Genomic DNA, 20,426 nt, shown 5'->3' with positions numbered 1-20,426 from the left:
TCAGAATAAAAACTTTGCTTTTTGAATCTCTAATTAGGATTTTTAAATCGATAATACTTTATTATTTGAAACTTTATATTTTACATAAAAATATTTTTTTACTCGATTTGGCTAACTTTATATCTGGATTTTTAATAATAAATAATCTATTTAGATATTGCTTATATAAATATAAGATAAATAATTGATTAATCAAGCATATTTCGGCTTTTTGAGAGAATTTATAACATTAAGCGAATTAACGGATTTAGTAATTTAACTTTACGATTATGATTGACAATATAGCTATTATAATGATTTTAGACAAGGGCTAAACTATGAACTTGCAAGACTTTGAAGCCCAGTACCGTGAGGCTATGGCTGAAACTCTCAATGAGCTGCAAACAGCAGTTTTGTTGTTAGCGCAAGTCCAACAGAAAATTTCAAAAATTGGCAGTTCTGTACAAAACCTTAGTGAGCGCGTGGAAGAGTTCATCGCTAACCAAAAAGCGGAATAAATGCACGCCCAGCAGAAAAGTTTATCTGTGGCAAAAAGTAAACTCTTCTTCAATTGTAAGGATGAGATCCTTGAGTTTGAAAGGTTTGACAAAATAGCGACGCGCCCCCAAACTCAGAGCTAGTTCTTGATCTGCTTTAAAAGCAAAAGCTGAAACCACAATGATGGGTATTTTTGACAAATCAGGTTTGTGCTGAACTTTTTTTAAGAGAGAATAACCGTCAATATCTGGTAATTTCAAGTCTAATAAAATTAAATCTGGCTCGAATTTTTCTATAGTTGAGAAAAAAGCAGAGCCTTCTGATAAGCTTTGGACATCGTACCCACAGTAACTTAGATAGTCAGTCAGTAACATCCGATTGAGATAATGGTCTTCAACTAGCAAAATTCGTCTAACTTTGTGTGATCGCAACGGCTGATCTATATTGAGTAATTGTGCTGTCATTGCTACCTATTATCTGATTATCTTAAGTAAAAGCCAACAATTATTACCATAAACTAAAACGGTAGTGCATTAAAATGGTGAAATGAATAGAAATTTTACTTATGTAATCTAGTCAAAAACATTAATAAATTAAATTTACCTGTACTATGATACTTAATAATATTGTCATTAATGATATTTTAATTAAAAATTAATTTTTTCTTTACGGATTTTTTATATTTAATAGTATTAAAGAAACTGCTGCCTTTAAAAATTGAATTGCCTTAGTTTTATGAGTAAAACTACTTAAGTAATACTGGAACTAACGGTAAGGTAATTGCCCTTCCTACAACAGTTTTCATCTGGATGTGAGGGTAAGTAATACCATTTCACGAAATCCCTGTTATAAATACGTTGGTAGTCTCTTACCAACGATTCATTTGTTGCAAATAGTATAACCTAGAAGATGAAATCATCTTGTAGTTTGAAGGAAGTATTCATAAAAAAGGGAGCTAACAGCTCCCTTTTTTATTTGTAGTTTTGAACCCGCAATCTTAAATAGATGCTGTTTTTAATTTGCGTTGCGTAGCAAACACACCAGCAACACCTAGCAGACCTAGTATTATTGATGGTTCTGGCACTCTCTTTGGAGGAGTAGTGTATCCAGGTGTGTGCCAAGTGTAATACGCACTGTAGGATATGCCGTCATCAGAGGCTGTAATTCCAGACGCAGTGGGGTTAAAGCTGTAAGCGTAGGAGGTTTTACCACCAGTAACTACCTTGGCAATTTCACTAGCTCCGATTTCACCTTGGTAGGCGTTTAATGTCGCTTGCAGGCTAAGTAAATCTTTCAAGGATGTCAATTGAGTGATTTGACCTGGCAGTTGACTTTGAAGAGTTGTCAGTTGAGTAATTTGACTATTGAGTGTTGCTCTTGTGACCTGTGTGGCAGTAATGTTAGGAATTTTTGCAAGCTGACTTTGCAACAACAAAATCTGTCCTGAAATTGGTGCAAGCTGTGACTGCAATTGTGGAATCAGAGTGTTAACCTGTGAAAGGGTTGGTAAAGTTGTTTGTGTGGGAAACTGCGGGCTGACTTGATTCCAAGCTTGGGTAAGATTATAAGAAAGTGTCTGTGAGAGTTTAGTCTTGACATCTAAGTGACCAACCAAGTTCAGTTCCACACCGCCATCTTGACCGAATTGGAAGCTACCAATGTTTGGATCTCCCATGCCCAATAAAGGAAAATAACTCGTTACTAATGATTGGGTACTCGCTGAAAACCCATTCCACACTGACTTAAATGGAGTATAGGTACTCAACAAATCACCCAGCCATTGCGAACCAAAAGTATTCCAGTCACTAGCAGTGACACTGCTAACGGTAGCACTGTAGTTTCCTTGTGTGGCGGTAAAACCAACGTTAGAAGTGGGGTTTTCTGTACTATACCAAAGCTCGACGTTAGAGCTGGAGTTGTTATCTGTCAAAGCTTTGATGGCAGCGTTAGTACCACCTTGTGCATTCCCTTTAATGAAGGTACCATTCGAGCCACCAGTATATGTGTTAATTTCTCCTGTATTATTGAAACTAAAAGATGTAGCGTGTGCTGGTGCAGTGGCGATCGCGCTCACACCAATAGCCATTGAGGCACCAATTACAAGTTTCTGAAAAGTCATCTTCATTTTTTTCAAGTCTCTGTCAGTTTGAAAGTTAAGTTTTAAACTACTGTCGTTTTTAGGCTTGGGCTGTCTTGACTACAAGCTTTTTGGCAATACGGCTGCTTAAAAGCGCAACCTGCATTGTTCGCCATCTTTGGTAGTTGAGCGTACAAACCCAGTTTAAGAAACGGGGAGACCTGATTGGGTAAAGTTCCTGCTGATTATCAATAAAAAGATGACGAATGTTTCTATATTTTTATACGTCTAATTACATAGTTGATTGAAATTATATAGTATTGTAAATTACATCGTAAGTTTTTTGAAGTTCAGTATAATACGGTGATTCGTAGGGACGCACATTTGTCATGGGTGTCAACTTAAGCCCAAACCCCTTTAAAACCTCGTTTCCAGCCTCTGGTTGGAAACGATCTTCATTGGGCTGCTGCCACAAGTCAAGAGGCGGAGGCTCCCATTATGCATTAAGAGTTGGAGACTCTTAACGAGACAATCTCTAAAAGCTTGTTCTCGACTGGCTTTTACCTTAAGTTGACACAAATGCACATTTATGCACTCCTCCCGCCTGTTCTATTCGTAGACTTTGCCGCCAAAAATCCTTGGCGTTCAGCTTGAGAAGAAATTCAATTAGGACTTACACACTGACAACCTGAAACCTCGATCCCCCCTAACCCCCCTTTTTAAGGGGGGGATCTGAAAGAGCCAACTTTTTAAGGGGTTGGGGGATCTCTTCTGCGTAAGTCCTATCAATGAAGGAACTGGGCAATTCTTTCCACAGCAGTTTCTAACAAAGGTGGCTCATGTACCAAGGCAAACCGGACATACCCTTCTCCAGATTTGCCAAAGCCAGCACCTGGGGAAGCGGCTACACCAGTTTGTTTAACTAATTGGGTACAAAATTCTATGGAGTTTTGACTCCAAGGTGAGGGCAACTTTGCCCAGATGTACATTGTGGCTTTAGGAGTGGGAACATTCCAGCCAATGTGGTGTAAAGCAGTGATGAAAGCATCACGGCGTTGCTGGAAAGTGGCGACAGCAGATTTTACCCCAACTTGAGGACCAGTTAGAGCTGCGATCGCACCATTCAAAATTCCCCGATACTGATTAAAATCAACAGCGGCTTTTACCTGGCGTAAGGCGTTAATTAACTGGGCATTACCAATGGCGTAGCCAATACGGAAGCCGCCCATATTGTAGGACTTGGAAAGGGTGAAAAATTCAATAGAGACGCTTTTCTCTGGATCAGCTTGTAGAATCGAGGGTACCAGGGATTTTGGATTTTGGATTTTGGATTTTAGATTGGGAGAAGAATCTACCCCCTCCCCATTTTCCTCAAATACCAAATCTACGTAGGGGAAATCGTGAACTAGGGCGAGATTGTGTTGCTGACAGAAGGCGACAGCTTCTTGGAAGAATGATATTGGAGCGATCGCAGCTGTGGGATTGTGAGGATAACTTAATACCATCATCCGCGATTGAGCCAAGACAGGGGCAGGAATATCAGCAAACACTGGTAAAAAACCGTTTTCTGCCCGTAGTGGCATCGGGTAGATTTGACCACTAGCTAGGTAGACTCCCCCGGCGTGAGAGGGATAACCTGGATCGAGCAACAGAGCGAAATCTCCGGGATTGAGTATCGCTAGGGGTAAATGGGCGGTGCCTTCTTGAGAACCAATTAGAGGTAGTACCTCAGTTTCGGGATTGACTTTGATGCCAAATTTTTGTTCGTACCAGTTGGCTGCGGCTTGGCGAAACCCAAGGGTACCGTTAAACAACAGATAGCCGTGGGTAGTGCGATCGCCAAGAGATTGGGCGATCGCCTCGATGACATGTGCCTGGGCTGGTAAATCAGAAGACCCCAACGACAAATCAATTACTTGTTGTCCAACTGCCAAAGCGACTGCCTTGGCTCTGTCCATATCAGCAAATACATTAGATTGTAGGGGTTGTAAACGCTTTGCAAATTGCATATTAGTCATTAGTCATTAGTCATTGGTCATTAGCTATAGCCTATGAACTATTGACTATTTAAGTGCGTATCTAAGAGTTCGAGTAATTTTTCTTTGCTGATGACTCCCTCAGTAGATTCTAATAGTTTGTCTCCTTGAAATAGTCTCAGGGCTGGCACGCCTTCCACTTGGTACTGCTTAACAGTGAGTGGGTTGGGGTCAATTTCCATTTTCACGATTTTGAGGCGATCGCTATATTTGCTAGCAGCTGAGTTAATCACGGGCGGCATCAATTGACAAGGCCCACACCAGGAAGCCCAAAAGTAAACTAATACAGGCTGCTTGGCTTTTAACACTTCTGTTTCAAACTCAGCATCAGTTATGGTTGTGATTACAGCCTTACTCATTGCAGTCTCCATCAGGTGGCGATCAAACTTGGCACACACAATACTTTATCCCAAAGTAGTCAATAGTCCATAGTCAATAATTCATAGTTATTAGGACTGTGAATTTTAGATTTTAGATTTTAGATTTTAGATTTTTTGATTCATGCCCTGTCCTGGGCTTCTCTGCGAGACGCTACCGCGAACGTCCCGCTACGCTAACGTGGTCTCTTTCAATCCAAAATCGTTCGACTGAGCGTTCGCGCAGCGTCTTGTAGAGAAGCCGAAGTCCAAAATCCAAAATTGGTTGACTAATGACGCAAAATCCCACAGCCAACAGGCGTGGGACTGGCTCAAATAAGTTTTCTGCAAATTTTACAGTTGATCCAATTGCTTGCGTAGGGAATCCAACTCGGCATCAACCACCTCATTAGACTTAGGAGCAGTAGTTTCTTGTTGCGGTGGTAGTTTGGGTTGATTTACTGGAGTAGCGGGTGGTAACATTTGCGCTTTCAGAGCTGCCAACTCATCATCAACATCGCTACCACCTTCCAACTGGGCAAATTGGGTTTCTAAATCTGCTCCTGCTAACTCTCCTAGTGCCTGGGCGCGGGATTCTTGGATTAAGACTTTTTCTTCCATCCGCTCGAAGGCAGACATTGCACTACTGGTATTCATCCCCCGCACCATGCCTTGGAGTTGCTCTTGGGCTTTGGCAGTAGTAATTCTAGCTTTGAGCATTTCTTTCTTGGTTTTAGCCTCAGAAATCTTGCTTTCCAGCTGGATTAAGTTGCGTTTGAGGGTTTCAACTTGAGTGCTTTGCGTATCCAAACTAGCTTTGAGGGCTGTGCTGGTGTCAGTATAAGTCTTCTTGCGCTCTAAAGCTTGTCGTGCTAAGTTCTCATCACCTTTTTGCAGCGCCAGTTGGGCATTGCGTTGCCACTTATTGATTTCATTTTGGGCATCATTATACTGTTTCTCACTGCGTTTTTGGGCGGCGATCGTCTGGGCTACTCCCTGACGCAGCTGAACCAAGTCTTCCTGCATTTCCAGGATGGCTTGTTCTAGCATTTTTTCGGGGTCTTCGGCTTTGTTAACCAGGTCGTTGAGATTAGAACTAACTACTCGCTTAATGCGATCGAATAATCCCATAACTTTGTTTTTCCTTGTGTGGTTTACGCTTTTTGTTGGACAGTTAGCTTTTTTACTTTTTAATAGCTACCTATTTCAATGTAATCTTTCCGGTTTGAATCAGTACCTTCTAACAACTCTTAATTTTTAAGATATCTCCAAACTGGGGTAATTAGCCGAACTTCAAGAGTCCTGGATTTTGGGTAACTGCTGTTGGGGAGGCTGCACTGGCTTCGGGTTCTCCTCACTGAGGAGACTGTTGTGCTGTGTGTTTTCTGCCTGGTTTAAAACCTGCACCTTCATCGCTGCCAATTCGGCATTCACATTATTAGTAGATTCCAAGGAAGTAAATTGTGTTTCCAAGTCGTCGCTACCGAGTTGGGCTATTGCTTCTGATTTAGCTTCTATTTGCAAAACTTTTTCTTCCATGCGCTCAAAGGCACTCAGACTGCTGGTGGCAGAAACTGGGCCAAGCATTTCCTGGAGGCGATAAGACGCTTCCGCAGAACGGGCGCGAGCAATATACATATCTTTTTTTGTTTTCGCCTCGGCAATTTTTAACTCTAGCGATCGCATATCCTTTTTTAGCCTAGCTACTATATCGTTTTGCTGCTCTATCTGGTTGGAAAGGGCTGTAGTGGTTTCTTTATAAGCTTGGCGCTTAGTCAAAGCTTCGCGTGCTAGAGGTTCGTTGCCTTGTTGCAGCGCCAATTGGGCACGGCGATACCATTCTTCTGTTTGAGAGTTGGCAGCGGCTGCCTGTCGTTCGGTGCGTTTCTGGGTAGCGATCGCTTGTGCTACACCCTGCCGCAGCCGCACCAGATTTTCCTGCATCTCCAGAACAGCTTGCTCCAAAATCTTTTCTGGATCTTCTGCACTGCCGATCAAACTATTGAGATTAGCGCGAATCACCCGCAGGATACGCTTGATTAATTCCATATCGGCTCTCCATTCACGAAATTCAATGCAGAATGCTGAGTGCTGAGTGCCTAGTTAAAGTCCTAAGTATAAAAATTTTTGTAGTATGGTACTTATGGAGTTCTGAATGCCCAGTTAGAGTCCTGAGTATAAGAATTTTTGTCGTAGGGTCGTAAACAAGCAAGATTTTGTTTCTAATACTCAGCACTCTTCACTCTTGACTCAGGACTCAGCACTCATGACTCAGGACTGTTATCTCATGGTATCGTAGATTTTTGCAACTCATGGCTGCTGAACCCGTGCCTTGATTCCCTTCGCCTGTAACAGTTGCATCTGTTGTTTTACTTGCTCTTTAGTCTTAAAAGCACCGAGATAAATCAATTCTTTGTTGGGTGATAAATAAGCATCGGGAACTACTTGCCGGGCTGAGGCAAAAGCCGCGCCTTTATTATCTATCACTACATGATAGAACCCATCTGTTCCTGGTTTGATTTCTGCATTTGGCTTTGGTGAGGTTGCGATTGGCTTGGGCGAGGTTTTTGCCATTGAAGTGGGAGGCAAATTTAGGAGAGGTAAGCGCTGTACCGTCGGTACTGGTGCTAAAGCGATTGGATTTGTTGGTTTTAGGGCTGTGTTGGGGGCAGGCAATGCCGCTTGAGGATTTGTGGGGTTTTGGGGAACGGCTAGATTAGGCACTACTGCGAGGGTTGGTTGGACTTTGGGTTTTAAGCCAACTACATCATTGGGGTCTCTCACCTCAGGAAACTCTTCAGCTGCTAGATTGGGATACTTGGGTATAGAACTGCTTGGTGGCTGGATCTGAGGTTGGACATTACTCCCAACTTCTTCAGTATTTTCTGATGCGGGAGACGAGTTCCCGTTAAACAATTTGCCTAAATTCCATTGTGACCAGCTTTTGGGATTGAACACTACATAACCCAAGGTAAGACTCGCTACCAATAACAGCAACATCGAGCCGATACCCAAAGGTGATAGCAGACTGTCGCTAGAATTGCTTGGCTTCTTGGTTTCTGGTTGTTCTTCTGTCAGACTTCGCAACAGTGCTTCACTAGATTCCAAATAGTCATCTGGCTGCTTAAGGGTGTCATCTGGCTGCAAGAGATTTTCGCTCTTAGTATCTTTAACGACTGCTGGCACGATGCTGCTAGTAAAGTTGGGTGGGGGTGGTGGAAATTGAGTTTGTGTTTTAGCAGAATCTGAGTTGGAGGTAACATTAAGATTATTTAGTTCCTCGGTATTTGCCGTAGCTGGCGCTGGTTTAATCTCAGGATTCACAGCTAAAGATGCGGATGGTACGTCAATTGCCGTAGCTGGCGCTGGGGTTACCTGATGATTTACGGGTACAGATGCAGGCGGCACGTTTGTTTTAATTTTTGTTGCTGATGACTGAGTTGTGCCTGATGTTGTCGGAATGGCAGTCAACGGCTGGGGTTGACTGCTCATGTAACTTGCAATACGGGGCTGGTTCGATGACACCAAACCAGTTCGCGTGCGTCGGTATCGAGCTAACTCTTGATCTAGCGGCACCTCTAAACTCGCTAGTGCTGCTGCTAGTGCTGGTTTCAACCCAGGTGTTTTAGACGATTGAGTATCGGAATCGTTTAGGGGGTTTTGAGTCATTGCCTCTGTGCCTCAAACGTAGATTGCTGGAATTAACTTTAGATATATTTGTGACAATATTAGCGGAAATTATCTAAATAGAATGATGTCGTTGAAATCAATTAATGATATTTTAGGCGTTCTGGAAAAGCAGGCTAAATGGCAGGAGCAACCATTTCAACGCCTGCTCAAGTTTTGGGCAGAAGTTGTTGGGCCAGTGGTTGCCGTACATACTCGACCATTATCAATTCAGCGCGATGTTTTGTGGGTAGCAACTTCTAGTGCTGCTTGGGCGCAAAACCTGACTTTTGGTCGCTCGTCTCTGCTTTTAAAGTTGAATCAAAAGTTGCCAACACCTTTGGTTGATATTCGCTTCTCTACTGCTGGCTGGCAGAATCCATCTGTGGAGAGAAAACAGCAACAAACGGTTTCGCCCGATGAGCATCCCAGTTACCTTGGTGAGGAGATTAGCCGCCCTGATGTTATATCCACTAAGGATGTAAATGCTGCTTTTGGGAATTGGGCTAAGATCATGCGATCGCGATCGCATGGCTTACCCCTTTGTCCCCAATGTCAATCTCCCACCCCACCCGGCGAACTCCAGCGCTGGGCAGTCTGTTCTGTCTGTGCTGCTAAACAGTTTTGAAGGAGTCAGTCCTGACCTAAATTGAAAGCAAAATAGTTTAGCGATTATTCATTGAGCAGAATTTATCCTGAAGTAACTTGCTGCTATCACATAAAATAGTTCTAATTTTTGAGAAAAAATATATTTTCCTGCTAAAATCTATCGAATGTCGTATGCAAAGCAGACTATATATCTTAAAATCTCTGCTTTAAGCTATCTTAAGGAGGAAGTTAAAATGCTGGATAAATCAAAAGCTTTACTTTTAGTCTTGATCCCTAATAAGTTTTAGCAAAAAATACATAGGTAATCACTCTAATAATTATTTAAATATATAACAAGATTATAAAAATATCCTGAAGCTTATTTTTACCTTGGGATCGCTGAAACCTATATAAAATAATGATTTTTTGGCTTTTCTCCCTCTTTATATATAGAAGCAAAATAGAAGGGTGAACTTAAGCCAGAAACGGCACTAAAGATGAATCAAAATGAAACCTATTAAATTTTTAACATCTGCCTGTAGATATTGCCGTCATTATCAGCCAGAGGGTCGCCGTGGTGGAATGTGTCAGCAGTTGGGAGCACCAGTTCAAGCAACTTGGAAGGCTTGCTCTTTGGCGCTCCCACCTTTTGCACCTTCTTGGGAAACCTTGGAAGATGCTTGGAGTTTGCCAGATGCAGCTCCAGTTTTAACATCTTCTCAATCTCTAGCCTCAGATTTAGACAATGCTGCTCTTGCCCCTGTAGAGGAAACAGCTGCCTCTGTATCTGAACAGGTAAAGACTAAAGCAGTGGTTATTTAGTCATTCATTATTACTGGACTTAGTTGTAGTTTGCTTAAAATAAGATTTGTTTTTAAGATTTTTAGTGCTGTAAAAGTTGACATCTACAAAAATCGCACCCTTTAGTGAGGTACGATTTTTGCAATTTTAAGGTAACCAAGGAAAAGAGCGGAAATCTGGTGGACGCTTTTCGAGAAACGCTTGTTTGCCCTCAGACCCTTCTTCTGTCATGTAATAGAGTAGGGTGGCATTGCCAGCGAGTTCTTGTAAACCAGCTTGTCCGTCACAATCAGCATTGAAGGCGGCTTTGAGACACCGAATTGCGATCGGACTTTTTTCCAAAATCTCCTGCGCCCATTGAATACCTTCCGCTTCTAGTTGTTCGACTGGGACGACGCAATTAATTAAACCCATTTCTAGAGCTTGTTGGGCATCATATTGGCGGCAGAGAAACCAAATTTCTCTAGCTTTTTTTTGCCCCACGATGCGGGCAAGATAGCTGGCTCCAAAACCACCGTCGAAACTGCCGACTTTGGGGCCAGTCTGTCCGAAAATGGCGTTATCGGCAGCGATGGTGAGGTCGCAAATCAAGTGTAGGACATGTCCACCACCGATCGCATATCCAGCTACTAAAGCAATTACCACTTTCGGCATGGAACGAATCAGGCGTTGTAAGTCCAGCACATTCAACCGGGGAATACCAGTTTCGTCCACATAACCTGCATGTCCGCGCACGCTTTGATCGCCACCCGAACAGAAAGCATATTTACCATCAGTGTGTGGGCCATATCCAGTAAATAGGACAACACCTATAGTAGTATCTTCACGAGCATTAGAGAAAGCGTCGTACAGTTCAAAGACAGTTTCAGGACGGAAAGCATTGCGTTTATGGGGACGGTTGATGGTGATTTTAGCGATGCCATCGTTTTTTTGATACAGAATATCTTCGTAGGTTTTGGCAGTTTCCCAGTTAATTTGCATTGTTATGGAGTGCGCTGTTGTGCTTGAGAATTTTATCGCGGACGTAGGGACAAGCGATACCTGCGGTGGGCTACGCCTACGCTAAAATTGGTGTCTCAAGCCTTTACAATCTGGTAATTGTCTGGGTGTTGAGGAATAAAAATGCGACGTGACACCATCTTCTATAAATTATTTAAGCAATTTCCAGGTTTGCTGTTTGAATTAGTAGATGAACCACCCCCAGAAGCGGAGAACTACCAGTTTGAATCAGTTGAGGTGAAAGAAACCGCGTTTCGGATTGATGGAGTGTTTTTACCTCCGGCTAATGCAGTTTCCAAAACCGTCTTTTTTGCAGAAGTGCAGTTTCAGAAAGACGAAGACTTATATCACCGCTTCTTTAGCGAATTGTTTTTGTTTCTCTACCGCCACTCAATCCGTTATGATGACTGGTTTGGGGTAATAATTTTTGGCGATCGCAGCCTGGAACCTTCCAACTCAATGATTCACCGCGCTTTGTTGGAGAGTGGTCAAGTCAGGCGGGTTTATCTGGATGAGTTGGGGGATTTGCGACAACAACCTTTGGGATTGGGTTTGATGTTGCTGACAAATGTTACTTCGGAAAGGGAAGCAGTGGAAGGGGCGCGGTTTTTGCTGGAGCAAGCACGACAACAGTCGGAGCAAGCGATAATTGATTTAGTGACGACGATTATCGTCTACAAGTTTTCTGACCTGAGTCGAGAGGAGATTCAAGCGATGTTGGGACTGAATTTGGAAGAACCACGGGCTATTCTGGAAGCGAAGGAAGAAGGCAAGGTTGAAGGAGAAAGATCGCTCGTTCTCCGGCTGTTAAACCGACGAGTCGGTGCAATTTCCGATGAACTTCAGCGCCAGATTCAGGTGTTGGCGCTAGAACAGTTAGAAGCTTTAGGTGATGCTTTGTTGGATTTTTCTACTCTTGCTGATTTGGAAGGGTGGTTACAAGGTCAACCAAGAGGGTAAATTTCACGAAAAGGCGCAAACAAAAAGGGCGATACCTGCGGTGGGCTACGCCTACGCACTCAGGTAAAATTCTCATAGCTACAAATCCGAAGTGAAGAAGCATTTGCAGCTTTGATGAATCTGAGACTGGAAGACACGCACGTATATCAGGAAGCGGTGGAGGAGTGCGATACCTGCGGTGGGCTACGCCTACGCTAAAATTGGTGTCTCAAGACTTTACAATCTGGTAATTGTCTGGGTGTTGAGGAATAAAAATGCGACGTGACACCATTTTCTATAAATTATTTAAGCAATTTCCCGGTTTGCTGTTTGAATTAGTAGATGAACCACCCGCAGAAGCGGAAAACTACCAGTTTGAATCAGTTGAAGTCAAAGAAACGGCGTTTCGGATTGATGGAGTGTTTTTACCTCCGGCTAATGCAGTTTCCAAAACCGTCTTTTTTGCAGAAGTGCAGTTTCAGAAAGACGAAGACTTATATCACCGCTTCTTTAGTGAGTTGTTTTTGTTTCTCTACCGCCACTCAATCCGTTATGATGACTGGTTTGGGGTAATAATTTTTGGCGATCGCAGTCTTGAACCTTCCAACTCAATGATTCACCGCGCTTTGTTGGAAAGTGGTCAAGTTAGGCGGGTTTATCTGGATGAGTTGGGAGATTTGCGACAACAACCTTTAGGATTGGGTTTGATGTTGCTGACAAATGTTACTTCGGAAACGGAAGCAGTTGAAGGGGCGCGGTTTTTGCTGGAGCAAGCACGGCAACAATCGGAGCAAGCGATAATTGATTTAGTTACGACGATTATCGTCTACAAGTTTTCTAACCTAAGTCGAGAGGAGATTCAAGCGATGTTGGGACTGAATTTGCAAGAACCACGAGCGATTGTGGAAGCTAAGGAAGAAGGACGAGAGGAAGGACGAGAGGAAGGACGAGAGGAAGGACGAGAGGAAGGAAAGGTTGAAGGAGAAAGAACGATGGTTTTACGACAATTAAATCGGCGTGTGGGTAATATTCCTGATGCGCTTCTGTCTCAGATTCAAGGGTTATCGGTGGAACAGTTGGAAGCTTTAGGTGATGCTTTGTTAGATTTTTCTACTCTTGCTGATTTAGAAGGGTGGTTACAAGGTCAGCCAAGAGGGTAAATTTCACGCAGAGGAGAAAGGCGATACCTGTGGTGGGCTACGCCTACGCACTCCGGTAAAATTCTCATAGCTACAAAGCTTTGATGAATGAAAAACTGGAAGAAACGCGGGTATATCAGGAAGCGGTGGAAGAAAGAGTGCGATCGCTCGTCTTCCGAGAGTTAAAACGGAGATTTGGATTTTTCTGCGATCGCGGACTTGGAAGGGTGGTTACAAAGTCAAGCAAAAGGTAAATCTCACGCAGAGGCGAAGAGAAGAATGCAAGAGTGTGATTTATTCAAGGCAAGAGAGTATCAAATCTTGTTCAGTAGTCGAACTTTGAATCTAATTCTGAAACAGATTTAGCTGCTGGATAGACATATCTACCTCTAGCTGTTGAATTGCATTTTCTTCTAATAACTTTCCTTTCTGCTTCCCTTCATTTGCCTTTATGGGTATTGTGACTGTCTCCTTATTGTTTTTTTCTAGTATCCCCGTAAATAATAACCACCCTAGCATTCTGCTGACATAATCTCCTGCTGACTTCGTAGCAATTGAATCAGGATATATCTCAAACAGTAGTGGTAAATAATTTTTAAACGGCTTACTTTTATACTTATCTTCAGGATATACTTGCTTTATTAAAGTCTTCAAATATTCTCTACTAAAAACTTCATTTGGTTTGAGTTGTTTATAAATTTTTTGTACTACAACATGTTGATTGAGAAGTATAGCTAAATAATTAGCTATAGCAATATTGTCTGAATTTGTTAAGCTTTGTATTATGCTGACTTTGCCATGTTCAACTGTCACCATTTTAAAAACTTGTAAATCTGACAGTATATTAATAATTTTGCTCTCAGAGTATTTATATTTTTCCCCCAACTCTTTGTAAGTTATATCTTGACAAACTTCTTTTTTTAAAAGTACAAAAAAATCCATTACTGTAGTTATCGAGTTTCTAATTCTATATTCCATAATACCTACAACCTCCAAAGGATGAAACGAAGGTGTATCTAAATTCGATAAATATTGACTTTCTAAAAAATTAAGTGTTAATGGAAAATATAGACATTTATCCAACTGTAAGCGTGTTGGAAAATTATCTAATAAGCAGATAGGAAAGTCTATGCCATCAAAATTTTGAGGGTTACGTGTGAGGACTGCACTAAACCTCATAGATATTGCACAGGCAATCTCTAACGCAGATTCAAAGTCTATCAGATTGAGTGAGTTGGCTTGCTCACTTAATTCATAGTTTATAGAGCAGACTGTGATGTTTTTGTGTATGGCAGATATCCATTTTTTAGCTATCTCTGGTGAATATATATTCTCTGCTAATAAAATAATTTTATCAAACCCCGATTGTGTGATAAAAAGTTGACATTGTTGATTTTCGATAATATTTTCTAACTTTTCTACTTCTTCTCGTTGTAGTAGTAGATAATCTATTAGCAAGTCAGCATCAAGTATCACCTTCATCATTAGTGCGCCCTCGACTCCGAAGATTGCTCACGATTTTGGTGGTTTAGCGGGACTATTTTAGGAGGATTTAAGCGGGCACGTATTTCTGCCAAAGAATCTGTTTTTACTGGTTTGGTATCTGCGACATACTCAATAAGCTCCTCTGGTGTGCAAGCAAAAATTTTGCACAGTTTGACTACTCTATCAATCCATTCCACACTACTCCTCCCTGTTTCCCAATTGGCGACCGTATTCTCAGTAATCTCTAAGAGGTCAGCTAGCTGGCGCTGGGTTAAGTTTTCTTTTTCACGGAGTATAGCCAGTCGTGAGACTGCTTTCATGTGTTCCATACACTTACCTATTGTGCTTACTACTCCTATTTTAGCATTTTTCCCTAAAAAAACTTAGGCAATACTTGTTAACCTGCCAATTTTAGGTTAAATTGTGTTTATACCTAAAAAATCAAGGCTTAGTTTTTTTAGGCTTAATTTTTTAACCAAGCATTATCAAAATTAGGAGTAAACTATGTCTAGCTACGATAAGATGCAATGGTCAACCTATCAAGAACATCACTATCAGGCTCGATTGAGCTACATTTTATCTTGTGTAGCAATTGCTGCTTCCATTAGCATGAGTTTATTAGCTGGATTTCTCATGCTGTCAGGCAATGCTACTCAAGCTAATATTACGGCAGTGACCGGGCTGTTCTCTACTGGACTGTATATTCCCCTATCTAAGGATGCAAATAAAAAGATCGAGCGGTTGACAAAACTTACAAAGGATTATGAGTCACTTCGCTAAACTTCCTCAAATTCTCCTGTCGCCACTTGGCATCAGCTTTGCGATTTGTCTGCAACTCTAAAACCCGAATTCCTGTATTTGGAAGTGGGTTTAATTTTTGCTGCAACTGTTGCCAAGAAGTAATCAATTCATGCTGCACATTATAAGTAGCGCACAACTGAGCAAAATCAATATCCTGGGGAGTACCAAAAAACTCTTCAAATGGTGGATCAAATTTGGCAATGGGTAACATTTCAAAAATACCACCGCCATTGTTATTGATTAACACAATGGTCAGATGTCCGACAAACTTATTTCTAATTAAAAAACCATTGGTGTCATGTAACAGCGCTAAATCTCCCGTTAACATCACACTACTTTGCTGGCGATGGGCAATTCCTAAAGCTGTGGATAATGTCCCATCTATACCATTTGCACCCCGGTTAAAGTGCGATCGCACTCCTAAATTATTCGGTTTCCAGAAATATTCCACATCCCGCACAGGCATACTATTGGCAATGAACAGTGGCGTTGCTGGCGGTAAAATCTGAGAAATTAACCAAGCTGCTTTACTCTCAATTATTTCATCTATTTTCCCCATCGTCTGGTCAACAGCTAACCTCACCTTAGCTTCCGCATCACACCATTTCTTTCCATATTCTGAGGAGAAAGATAAATTTCTCTCCTCTACTTTTATGTCTTCTACAGATATCCGTAAATGCGTTGTCCTTCCGTGCAAAGGGTCGAGGTTTTGGTCACTGGGGTCAATTACCCAGCGTCGCGGTTGCGTTGCATCTATCCAATTACGCAGTTCTTTACTCGTAGGCATTTCTCCTAGCTGAATCACCATTTCGGGCGCTAACTGCTTTGCTAGTTGCTGATTTCGCAAAATCAAGTCATAAGTGGAAATCAAATAAGGGTTGAGTTCGGCATAATTTCTGACTGGGGAGAGTCCCTCTGCTAACACAGGCCATTTGAGAGTTTGGGAAAGGTGCGCGATCGCTCTACAATATTCCTGTGGTTGCTGTGGTTGGGCAACACCTGCGATAATAATGCCGCGATCGCATTCCTTCCATTCTTCAGGAATGGGGAATGGGGAATGGGGGAGCCAGTGCGGTCTTGGGGTTTCCCCAAGTGGAGCATCTGGCGTCATGGGGAATTGGGTAATGCTTGCTATTCCTGCAAAAAAGTCTTCTGGTTGAAACTGGGATTGCAAATAACTCAAGTCAGTTCCATCAGCAAGAGGCGCTAAAGGATCGCGAAAGGGAATATTCAAATGTACTGGCCCCTTTGTAGGAGTTTGCGCCCTTTCCCAGCTATGAATTACCATTTGTCGCAGATAAGCTAGCATTCCCATGTCGGCGGAGGGTAAAGCTAACTCCGTTTGCCAATTTGGGTAGTTTCCATATAATCTCAATTGATCTATAGTTTGCCCAGAGTGACAATCTCGCAATTCTGGCGGTCTATCGGTGGTTAATACCAACAGTGGTACGCGACTATATGAGGCTTCAATGACTGCTGAATAAAAGTTAGCTCCTGCTGTACCAGAGGTGCAAACAAGTACTACAGGGCGTCCGGTTGCTTGAGCTTGTCCCAAGGCAAAAAAGGCGGCAGAACGTTCATCGAGAATGGAAATCGCTTCAATCTCAGGTACTTGTTGAGCAAAGGCTACTGCTAAGGGTGTAGAGCGTGATCCAGGACAAATGATGGCACAACTCAATCCCAACCGCTTTAGTGTCTCTGTTAAGATATAAGCCCAAAGTTGATTAACATTCTTATAAGCGATCGGCATTAAATCAAACATAGCTATAAAACAATCTTAAATTTTAGATTTTGTCTAGGGAAATTCAATTTAAAATCCATCTGGGAAAGAAAATCTCCAAGCAAACTTGCTCCACTTTCTACAAAATGCCCAATTTGCTCTCAAACTTTTATGGACTGCATTCATTTAACGGGAATTCGCTGCTATGGCTACACTGGGTATCTGCCAGAAGAACAGGTGCTAGGACAATGGTTTGAGGTGGATGTGAGCTTATGGTTGGATATCTCCACAGCGGCCAAGACTGACGCGATCGAAGACACTTTAGATTATCGCAGCGTCATTAGCTTGATACAACATCTGGTCAAAACGTCTAAATTTGCTTTGGTGGAGAAATTGGTAGCAACGATCGCAGATTCTATTCTCCAAGAATGCGATCGTGTAACAAAAGTCCAAGTCACTCTCAGCAAACCTGCCGCACCTATTCCAGACTTTGGTGGCAAAATTAGCATTGAACTGACTAAAAGTAAGTCCAATCTCTAAAGCACAAAAGGTGTTTTTTCAATATCTATAAGCTAGCAAAGAAAGGGGGTTTACATGGAGTGGGGAAGTATCTCACAAAGAGAATCTTTCCTGCCATTACCCCCAGCACCCGCTCATTCTCAAAAAACTAAAAAATCCCGTGATCTGCTGATGAGCATTTAACTTGCATATTTTCAGATCACAGGATTTGTGATGAAGTATTAACCAGAAGCGCTCAATAGTTCTAAGTAATACCATTTCACTCACCATTCAAAATTTAAGACAGTTTCAGACGGTAATTTAGACCCGGCTGAGACAAAAACTATTTGGAGATAAAGCGGTATTAAACTCTTTAATTCCAGATAATGATTAATTTGTAGTAGTAATTTAGTGAATGTATATTATCATACTACATAATCTATATTATTTAACTTAGATGAAAGTAGTATACTGTGATTTTATGAACCTTTATTCTTGATTAATTTTTACATAAATCCTATACTTAGTATTTATGTTTATCCGAAGAAAAATTATTGTATGTATACGTTTTAAAATCAGTTTTTGAGTGCTTGTAATTACATCGTAATTTATATTTGATGTTAATAACATGATATTAACTGTATGGAATAATCAGAATTAGCTTTGACAAGCACAGAAATTATCGAAAGTTAATAACATGATGCTATTTGATCATTAGTCAGTACTGATATCAAGCAAGAAGACCGAATAGTTAGAGATTGTTTATGATAAAATAATGACTTTTCGATCGAGTTGACACTGACAACAAAAATCTGAACCTTAGCAAACAGGTTACTGTAACATGTTCGCCCGCAAAATCCTAATTGTTGAGGATGAAAAAATCCTAGCCTCAAATATTAGAAAAAGTTTACAAAAATTAGGTTATTCCGTTTCAGAAATAACTAAGTCTGGTGAAGAAGCAATAAAAAAGGTAGCAGAAACTCATCCACATTTAGTATTAATTGATATCTGCCTAGCTGGGGAAATTGACGGTGTACACATAGCGGATATTATCCAGAATCACTTCCATGTGCCTGTAGTATATCTAACAGAGCATTCGGAATATAAAACATTACATAAAAATCAGCTAAGTGATCCTTTTAGTTACATAGTCAAACCATTTATTGAAAGTGATTTACATTTTGCGATTGAAATGGCTCTGTACAAACATCAGAGCAAAAAGACATTATGCGAAGAAAAACAGAAGCTGGCGGCAATTATTAACAGTATGGGCTGTGCAGTGATTGTGACATATGCAAATGGTTGTATTCAAATGATGAATCCCATAGCAGAAATAATCACTGGTTGGAAGCAAAGTGAAGCGTTCGGGAAAGATTTAGTAGAAGTCGTTGATTTAGTTGACACAAATGTAGGAGAGACAATAGGAAATTTAGCCACACATGTAATCGAAGCGGGTGAAATTTTCAATTTACCAGACAACTGTACATTGATTACCAAAGATGGCAAAGAAGTAGCGATTGGGGATAATGTTGCACCCATTCGTGATCAAAATGGCAATATTACCGGCGCGGTTTTAGTTTTTCAAGACATCACCAAACGCAAGCAGACAGAGGCACAACTGATCCGCAATGCGTTTTATGATGGGTTGACAGCATTGCCGAATCGTATTTTATTCCTAGATCGGCTCAGACAAGCAATTGAACGTAGCAAACGCAGAAGTGATTATTATTTTGCAGTTTTGTTTTTGGATTTAGATGGCTTCAAGGAGATTAACGATCACTTTGGGCATGGAATAGGGGATGATTTTTTAGTAGCGATCGCTAGACGTTTAGAGTCGTGCTTACGCAGTGGCGATACTGTAGCACGATTTGGTGGTGATGAGTTTACAGTTCTTTTAGAGGATATTAAAGACATTACCGACGCCACCAATGTTGCCAAACGTATTCAAGACTCCTTACGATTGCCAGTTAACCTCAATGGATATCAATTATCTACTACAGCTAGCATTGGTATTACTTGGAATTTTAGTAATTATGAGGAGCCTGCAACTCTGCTGCGAGATGCTGATATTGCTATGTACCGAGCGAAACGGCAGGGAAAAGCTACTTATGCCATATTTAGTTAATTAGTCTTTTCTGTTACCACTTCAATCAAATTACTCTGATTTTCTTCACAACTATCTAGAATTTAGATTTATAGCTGTTTTCTTGTGGATAGAATATGCTACTCTAGCCGCTACTAATGTGTATCGTACACAACCGAGAAGCTCCATAAGTCTGTCATGGAAAAAACCGAAAAACAGAAAATGCTTGCAGGCAAATTATATCTGGCGGAAGATCCAGAATTGGCTGCCGAAAATAAGCGAGCTAGTCGTCTGTTGCGAAGGTACAATTCTACAACTGAAGAACAGCAAGAGCAACGACAGCAAATTTTGCAGGAATTATTTGGAAATATAGGTCAAAAAGTATCAATTGTGCCACCCTTTCACTGTGACTATGGCAGTAATATTTTCGCTGGCGACAGATTGTATATGAACTATGGCTGTGTAATTTTAGACTGCAATCCAGTTCATATTGGTGAAAATGTCTTGTGCGCTCCTTATGTGCAAATTTATACTGCTTATCACCCTACAGAGCCGGAAATTCGTCTTTCTGGTAGAGAATTAGCTGCCCCAATTAACATTGGTAATAATGTCTGGATTGGTGGCAGTGCAATTATTTGTCCAGGTGTAACTATTGGTGATAACACAACCATTGGTGCTGGCAGTGTAGTTGTCAAAGACATACCTGAGAATGTTGTCGCAGCTGGCAATCCCTGCTGCGTCATTCGGTATTTATCCTAGAA

The 20,426-nt window shown here is 41.4% G+C and carries 21 protein-coding genes; 10 read left to right on the top strand and 11 right to left on the bottom strand.

Translation table 11 applies throughout. The features are described 5' to 3' along the window. The first annotated feature begins 317 nt into the window (after positions 1-317). Positions 318-497, top strand: coding sequence for a hypothetical protein (locus V7K30_RS28625; protein WP_335005135.1), 180 nt, complete (start codon positions 318-320; stop codon positions 495-497). A 21-nt stretch (positions 498-518) separates the two neighbouring features. Here V7K30_RS28625 and V7K30_RS28620 read toward each other — a convergent pair whose 3' ends face one another. From V7K30_RS28620 to V7K30_RS28590, 7 genes are all read right to left on the bottom strand, one after another. Continuing rightward, complete coding sequence (locus tag V7K30_RS28620; protein WP_335005133.1) at positions 519-941, bottom strand: response regulator; 423 nt, start codon at positions 939-941, stop codon at positions 519-521. 533 nt (positions 942-1,474) lie between these two features. Next, positions 1,475-2,602 carry an NF038130 family PEP-CTERM protein gene (locus V7K30_RS28615; protein WP_335005131.1) on the bottom strand — a complete coding sequence of 376 codons (1,128 nt, stop codon included), beginning with the start codon at positions 2,600-2,602 and terminating at the stop codon, positions 1,475-1,477. 737 nt (positions 2,603-3,339) lie between these two features. Next, a complete protein-coding gene (locus V7K30_RS28610) occupies positions 3,340-4,563 on the bottom strand; it encodes an LL-diaminopimelate aminotransferase (RefSeq protein ID WP_335005253.1) in 1,224 nt (407 codons plus the stop codon). Positions 4,564-4,610: 47 nt separating this feature from the next. Next, positions 4,611-4,949, bottom strand: a complete 339-nt coding sequence (locus tag V7K30_RS28605; protein WP_335005129.1) for a thioredoxin family protein — start codon at positions 4,947-4,949, stop codon at positions 4,611-4,613. A gap of 351 nt (positions 4,950-5,300) precedes the next feature. Next, on the bottom strand, positions 5,301-6,077 hold the full coding sequence (locus V7K30_RS28600) for a PspA/IM30 family protein (protein ID WP_335005127.1): 777 nt from the start codon (positions 6,075-6,077) through the stop codon (positions 5,301-5,303). A 162-nt stretch (positions 6,078-6,239) separates the two neighbouring features. Then, complete coding sequence (locus tag V7K30_RS28595) at positions 6,240-6,995, bottom strand: PspA/IM30 family protein (RefSeq protein WP_335005125.1); 756 nt, start codon at positions 6,993-6,995, stop codon at positions 6,240-6,242. A gap of 261 nt (positions 6,996-7,256) precedes the next feature. After that, a complete protein-coding gene (locus V7K30_RS28590; protein WP_335005123.1) occupies positions 7,257-8,615 on the bottom strand; it encodes a hypothetical protein in 1,359 nt (452 codons plus the stop codon). 85 nt (positions 8,616-8,700) lie between these two features. On the opposite strand from V7K30_RS28590, the gene V7K30_RS28585 reads away from it, so the two are divergent. Together V7K30_RS28585 and V7K30_RS28580 are read left to right on the top strand one after the other, a co-directional pair. After that, positions 8,701-9,240: a DUF721 domain-containing protein gene (locus V7K30_RS28585; RefSeq protein ID WP_335005251.1), complete on the top strand. Its 540-nt coding sequence runs from the start codon at positions 8,701-8,703 to the stop codon at positions 9,238-9,240. Between the two features lie 467 nt (positions 9,241-9,707). Further along, positions 9,708-10,022 carry a hypothetical protein gene (locus V7K30_RS28580; RefSeq protein ID WP_335005121.1) on the top strand — a complete coding sequence of 105 codons (315 nt, stop codon included), beginning with the start codon at positions 9,708-9,710 and terminating at the stop codon, positions 10,020-10,022. 126 nt (positions 10,023-10,148) lie between these two features. Here the strand turns inward: V7K30_RS28580 and menB are convergent, their stop codons facing one another. Then, complete coding sequence (gene menB, locus V7K30_RS28575; protein ID WP_335005119.1) at positions 10,149-10,982, bottom strand: 1,4-dihydroxy-2-naphthoyl-CoA synthase; 834 nt, start codon at positions 10,980-10,982, stop codon at positions 10,149-10,151. A 141-nt stretch (positions 10,983-11,123) separates the two neighbouring features. Here menB and V7K30_RS28570 point away from each other — a divergent pair, with 141 nt between their 5' ends. The 3 genes from V7K30_RS28570 (at position 11,124) to V7K30_RS28560 (ending at position 13,332) form a co-directional block, all read left to right on the top strand. Continuing rightward, positions 11,124-11,960: a DUF2887 domain-containing protein gene (locus V7K30_RS28570; RefSeq protein ID WP_335005117.1), complete on the top strand. Its 837-nt coding sequence runs from the start codon at positions 11,124-11,126 to the stop codon at positions 11,958-11,960. A 254-nt stretch (positions 11,961-12,214) separates the two neighbouring features. Continuing rightward, positions 12,215-13,099 (top strand): Rpn family recombination-promoting nuclease/putative transposase, encoded by an 885-nt coding sequence (locus tag V7K30_RS28565; protein WP_335005115.1) that lies wholly within the window; start codon positions 12,215-12,217, stop codon positions 13,097-13,099. An 83-nt stretch (positions 13,100-13,182) separates the two neighbouring features. Next, entirely contained in the window at positions 13,183-13,332 is a 150-nt protein-coding gene (locus V7K30_RS28560; protein WP_335005113.1) for a hypothetical protein, read from the top strand. Between the two features lie 91 nt (positions 13,333-13,423). Here V7K30_RS28560 and V7K30_RS28555 read toward each other — a convergent pair whose 3' ends face one another. Further along, positions 13,424-14,563 carry a PIN domain-containing protein gene (locus V7K30_RS28555; protein ID WP_335005111.1) on the bottom strand — a complete coding sequence of 380 codons (1,140 nt, stop codon included), beginning with the start codon at positions 14,561-14,563 and terminating at the stop codon, positions 13,424-13,426. After that, positions 14,563-14,892 (bottom strand): helix-turn-helix transcriptional regulator, encoded by a 330-nt coding sequence (locus V7K30_RS28550; protein ID WP_335005109.1) that lies wholly within the window; start codon positions 14,890-14,892, stop codon positions 14,563-14,565. Before V7K30_RS28550 ends, V7K30_RS28555 begins: the two co-directional genes overlap by 1 nt. A 175-nt stretch (positions 14,893-15,067) precedes the next feature. On the opposite strand from V7K30_RS28550, the gene V7K30_RS28545 reads away from it, so the two are divergent. After that, positions 15,068-15,343, top strand: a complete 276-nt coding sequence (locus tag V7K30_RS28545; protein WP_335005107.1) for a TRADD-N-associated membrane domain-containing protein — start codon at positions 15,068-15,070, stop codon at positions 15,341-15,343. Here the strand turns inward: V7K30_RS28545 and menD are convergent. Next, positions 15,315-17,126 carry a 2-succinyl-5-enolpyruvyl-6-hydroxy-3-cyclohexene-1-carboxylic-acid synthase gene (gene menD, locus V7K30_RS28540; protein ID WP_335005105.1) on the bottom strand — a complete coding sequence of 604 codons (1,812 nt, stop codon included), beginning with the start codon at positions 17,124-17,126 and terminating at the stop codon, positions 15,315-15,317. The two genes, V7K30_RS28545 and menD, sit on opposite strands and share 29 nt — an antisense overlap. A gap of 129 nt (positions 17,127-17,255) precedes the next feature. Here menD and folB point away from each other — a divergent pair, with 129 nt between their 5' ends. The 3 genes from folB (at position 17,256) to V7K30_RS28525 (ending at position 20,424) form a co-directional block, all read left to right on the top strand. After that, positions 17,256-17,624: a dihydroneopterin aldolase gene (gene folB, locus V7K30_RS28535; RefSeq protein ID WP_335005103.1), complete on the top strand. Its 369-nt coding sequence runs from the start codon at positions 17,256-17,258 to the stop codon at positions 17,622-17,624. A gap of 799 nt (positions 17,625-18,423) precedes the next feature. Next, a complete protein-coding gene (locus tag V7K30_RS28530; RefSeq protein ID WP_335005102.1) occupies positions 18,424-19,707 on the top strand; it encodes a GGDEF domain-containing response regulator in 1,284 nt (427 codons plus the stop codon). A 156-nt stretch (positions 19,708-19,863) separates the two neighbouring features. Further along, the gene (locus tag V7K30_RS28525; RefSeq protein ID WP_335005101.1) at positions 19,864-20,424 is read left to right on the top strand and encodes a sugar O-acetyltransferase; all 561 of its coding nucleotides are present in this window, start codon (positions 19,864-19,866) and stop codon (positions 20,422-20,424) included. Positions 20,425-20,426: the final 2 nt, after the last annotated feature.

The organism is Nostoc sp., assembly GCF_036917655.1.
Classification (GTDB): domain Bacteria; phylum Cyanobacteriota; class Cyanobacteriia; order Cyanobacteriales; family Nostocaceae; genus Nostoc.
The sequence above is the reverse complement of the archived record's forward strand: the minus strand, read 5'-3'. Positions and strand labels throughout refer to the sequence as shown.

Bases quoted from the DNA above. Each gene is read 5' to 3' on its own strand.
- V7K30_RS28585 (WP_335005251.1), top strand. From the start codon at position 8,701: ATGTCGTTGAAATCAATTAATGATATTTTAGGCGTTCTGGAAAAGCAG.
- V7K30_RS28570 (WP_335005117.1), top strand. From the start codon at position 11,124: ATGCGACGTGACACCATCTTCTATAAATTATTTAAGCAATTTCCAGGT.
- V7K30_RS28595 (WP_335005125.1), bottom strand. From the start codon at position 6,995: ATGGAATTAATCAAGCGTATCCTGCGGGTGATTCGCGCTAATCTCAAT.
- V7K30_RS28565 (WP_335005115.1), top strand. From the start codon at position 12,215: ATGCGACGTGACACCATTTTCTATAAATTATTTAAGCAATTTCCCGGT.
- V7K30_RS28610 (WP_335005253.1), bottom strand. From the start codon at position 4,563: ATGCAATTTGCAAAGCGTTTACAACCCCTACAATCTAATGTATTTGCT.
- V7K30_RS28615 (WP_335005131.1), bottom strand. From the start codon at position 2,602: ATGAAGATGACTTTTCAGAAACTTGTAATTGGTGCCTCAATGGCTATT.
- V7K30_RS28545 (WP_335005107.1), top strand. From the start codon at position 15,068: ATGTCTAGCTACGATAAGATGCAATGGTCAACCTATCAAGAACATCAC.
- V7K30_RS28530 (WP_335005102.1), top strand. From the start codon at position 18,424: ATGTTCGCCCGCAAAATCCTAATTGTTGAGGATGAAAAAATCCTAGCC.
- V7K30_RS28600 (WP_335005127.1), bottom strand. From the start codon at position 6,077: ATGGGATTATTCGATCGCATTAAGCGAGTAGTTAGTTCTAATCTCAAC.
- V7K30_RS28625 (WP_335005135.1), top strand. From the start codon at position 318: ATGAACTTGCAAGACTTTGAAGCCCAGTACCGTGAGGCTATGGCTGAA.
- V7K30_RS28555 (WP_335005111.1), bottom strand. From the start codon at position 14,563: ATGATGAAGGTGATACTTGATGCTGACTTGCTAATAGATTATCTACTA.
- folB (WP_335005103.1), top strand. From the start codon at position 17,256: ATGGACTGCATTCATTTAACGGGAATTCGCTGCTATGGCTACACTGGG.
- menD (WP_335005105.1), bottom strand. From the start codon at position 17,126: ATGTTTGATTTAATGCCGATCGCTTATAAGAATGTTAATCAACTTTGG.
- V7K30_RS28560 (WP_335005113.1), top strand. From the start codon at position 13,183: ATGAATGAAAAACTGGAAGAAACGCGGGTATATCAGGAAGCGGTGGAA.
- V7K30_RS28550 (WP_335005109.1), bottom strand. From the start codon at position 14,892: ATGGAACACATGAAAGCAGTCTCACGACTGGCTATACTCCGTGAAAAA.
- V7K30_RS28525 (WP_335005101.1), top strand. From the start codon at position 19,864: ATGGAAAAAACCGAAAAACAGAAAATGCTTGCAGGCAAATTATATCTG.
- menB (WP_335005119.1), bottom strand. From the start codon at position 10,982: ATGCAAATTAACTGGGAAACTGCCAAAACCTACGAAGATATTCTGTAT.
- V7K30_RS28620 (WP_335005133.1), bottom strand. From the start codon at position 941: ATGACAGCACAATTACTCAATATAGATCAGCCGTTGCGATCACACAAA.
- V7K30_RS28590 (WP_335005123.1), bottom strand. From the start codon at position 8,615: ATGACTCAAAACCCCCTAAACGATTCCGATACTCAATCGTCTAAAACA.
- V7K30_RS28605 (WP_335005129.1), bottom strand. From the start codon at position 4,949: ATGAGTAAGGCTGTAATCACAACCATAACTGATGCTGAGTTTGAAACA.
- V7K30_RS28580 (WP_335005121.1), top strand. From the start codon at position 9,708: ATGAAACCTATTAAATTTTTAACATCTGCCTGTAGATATTGCCGTCAT.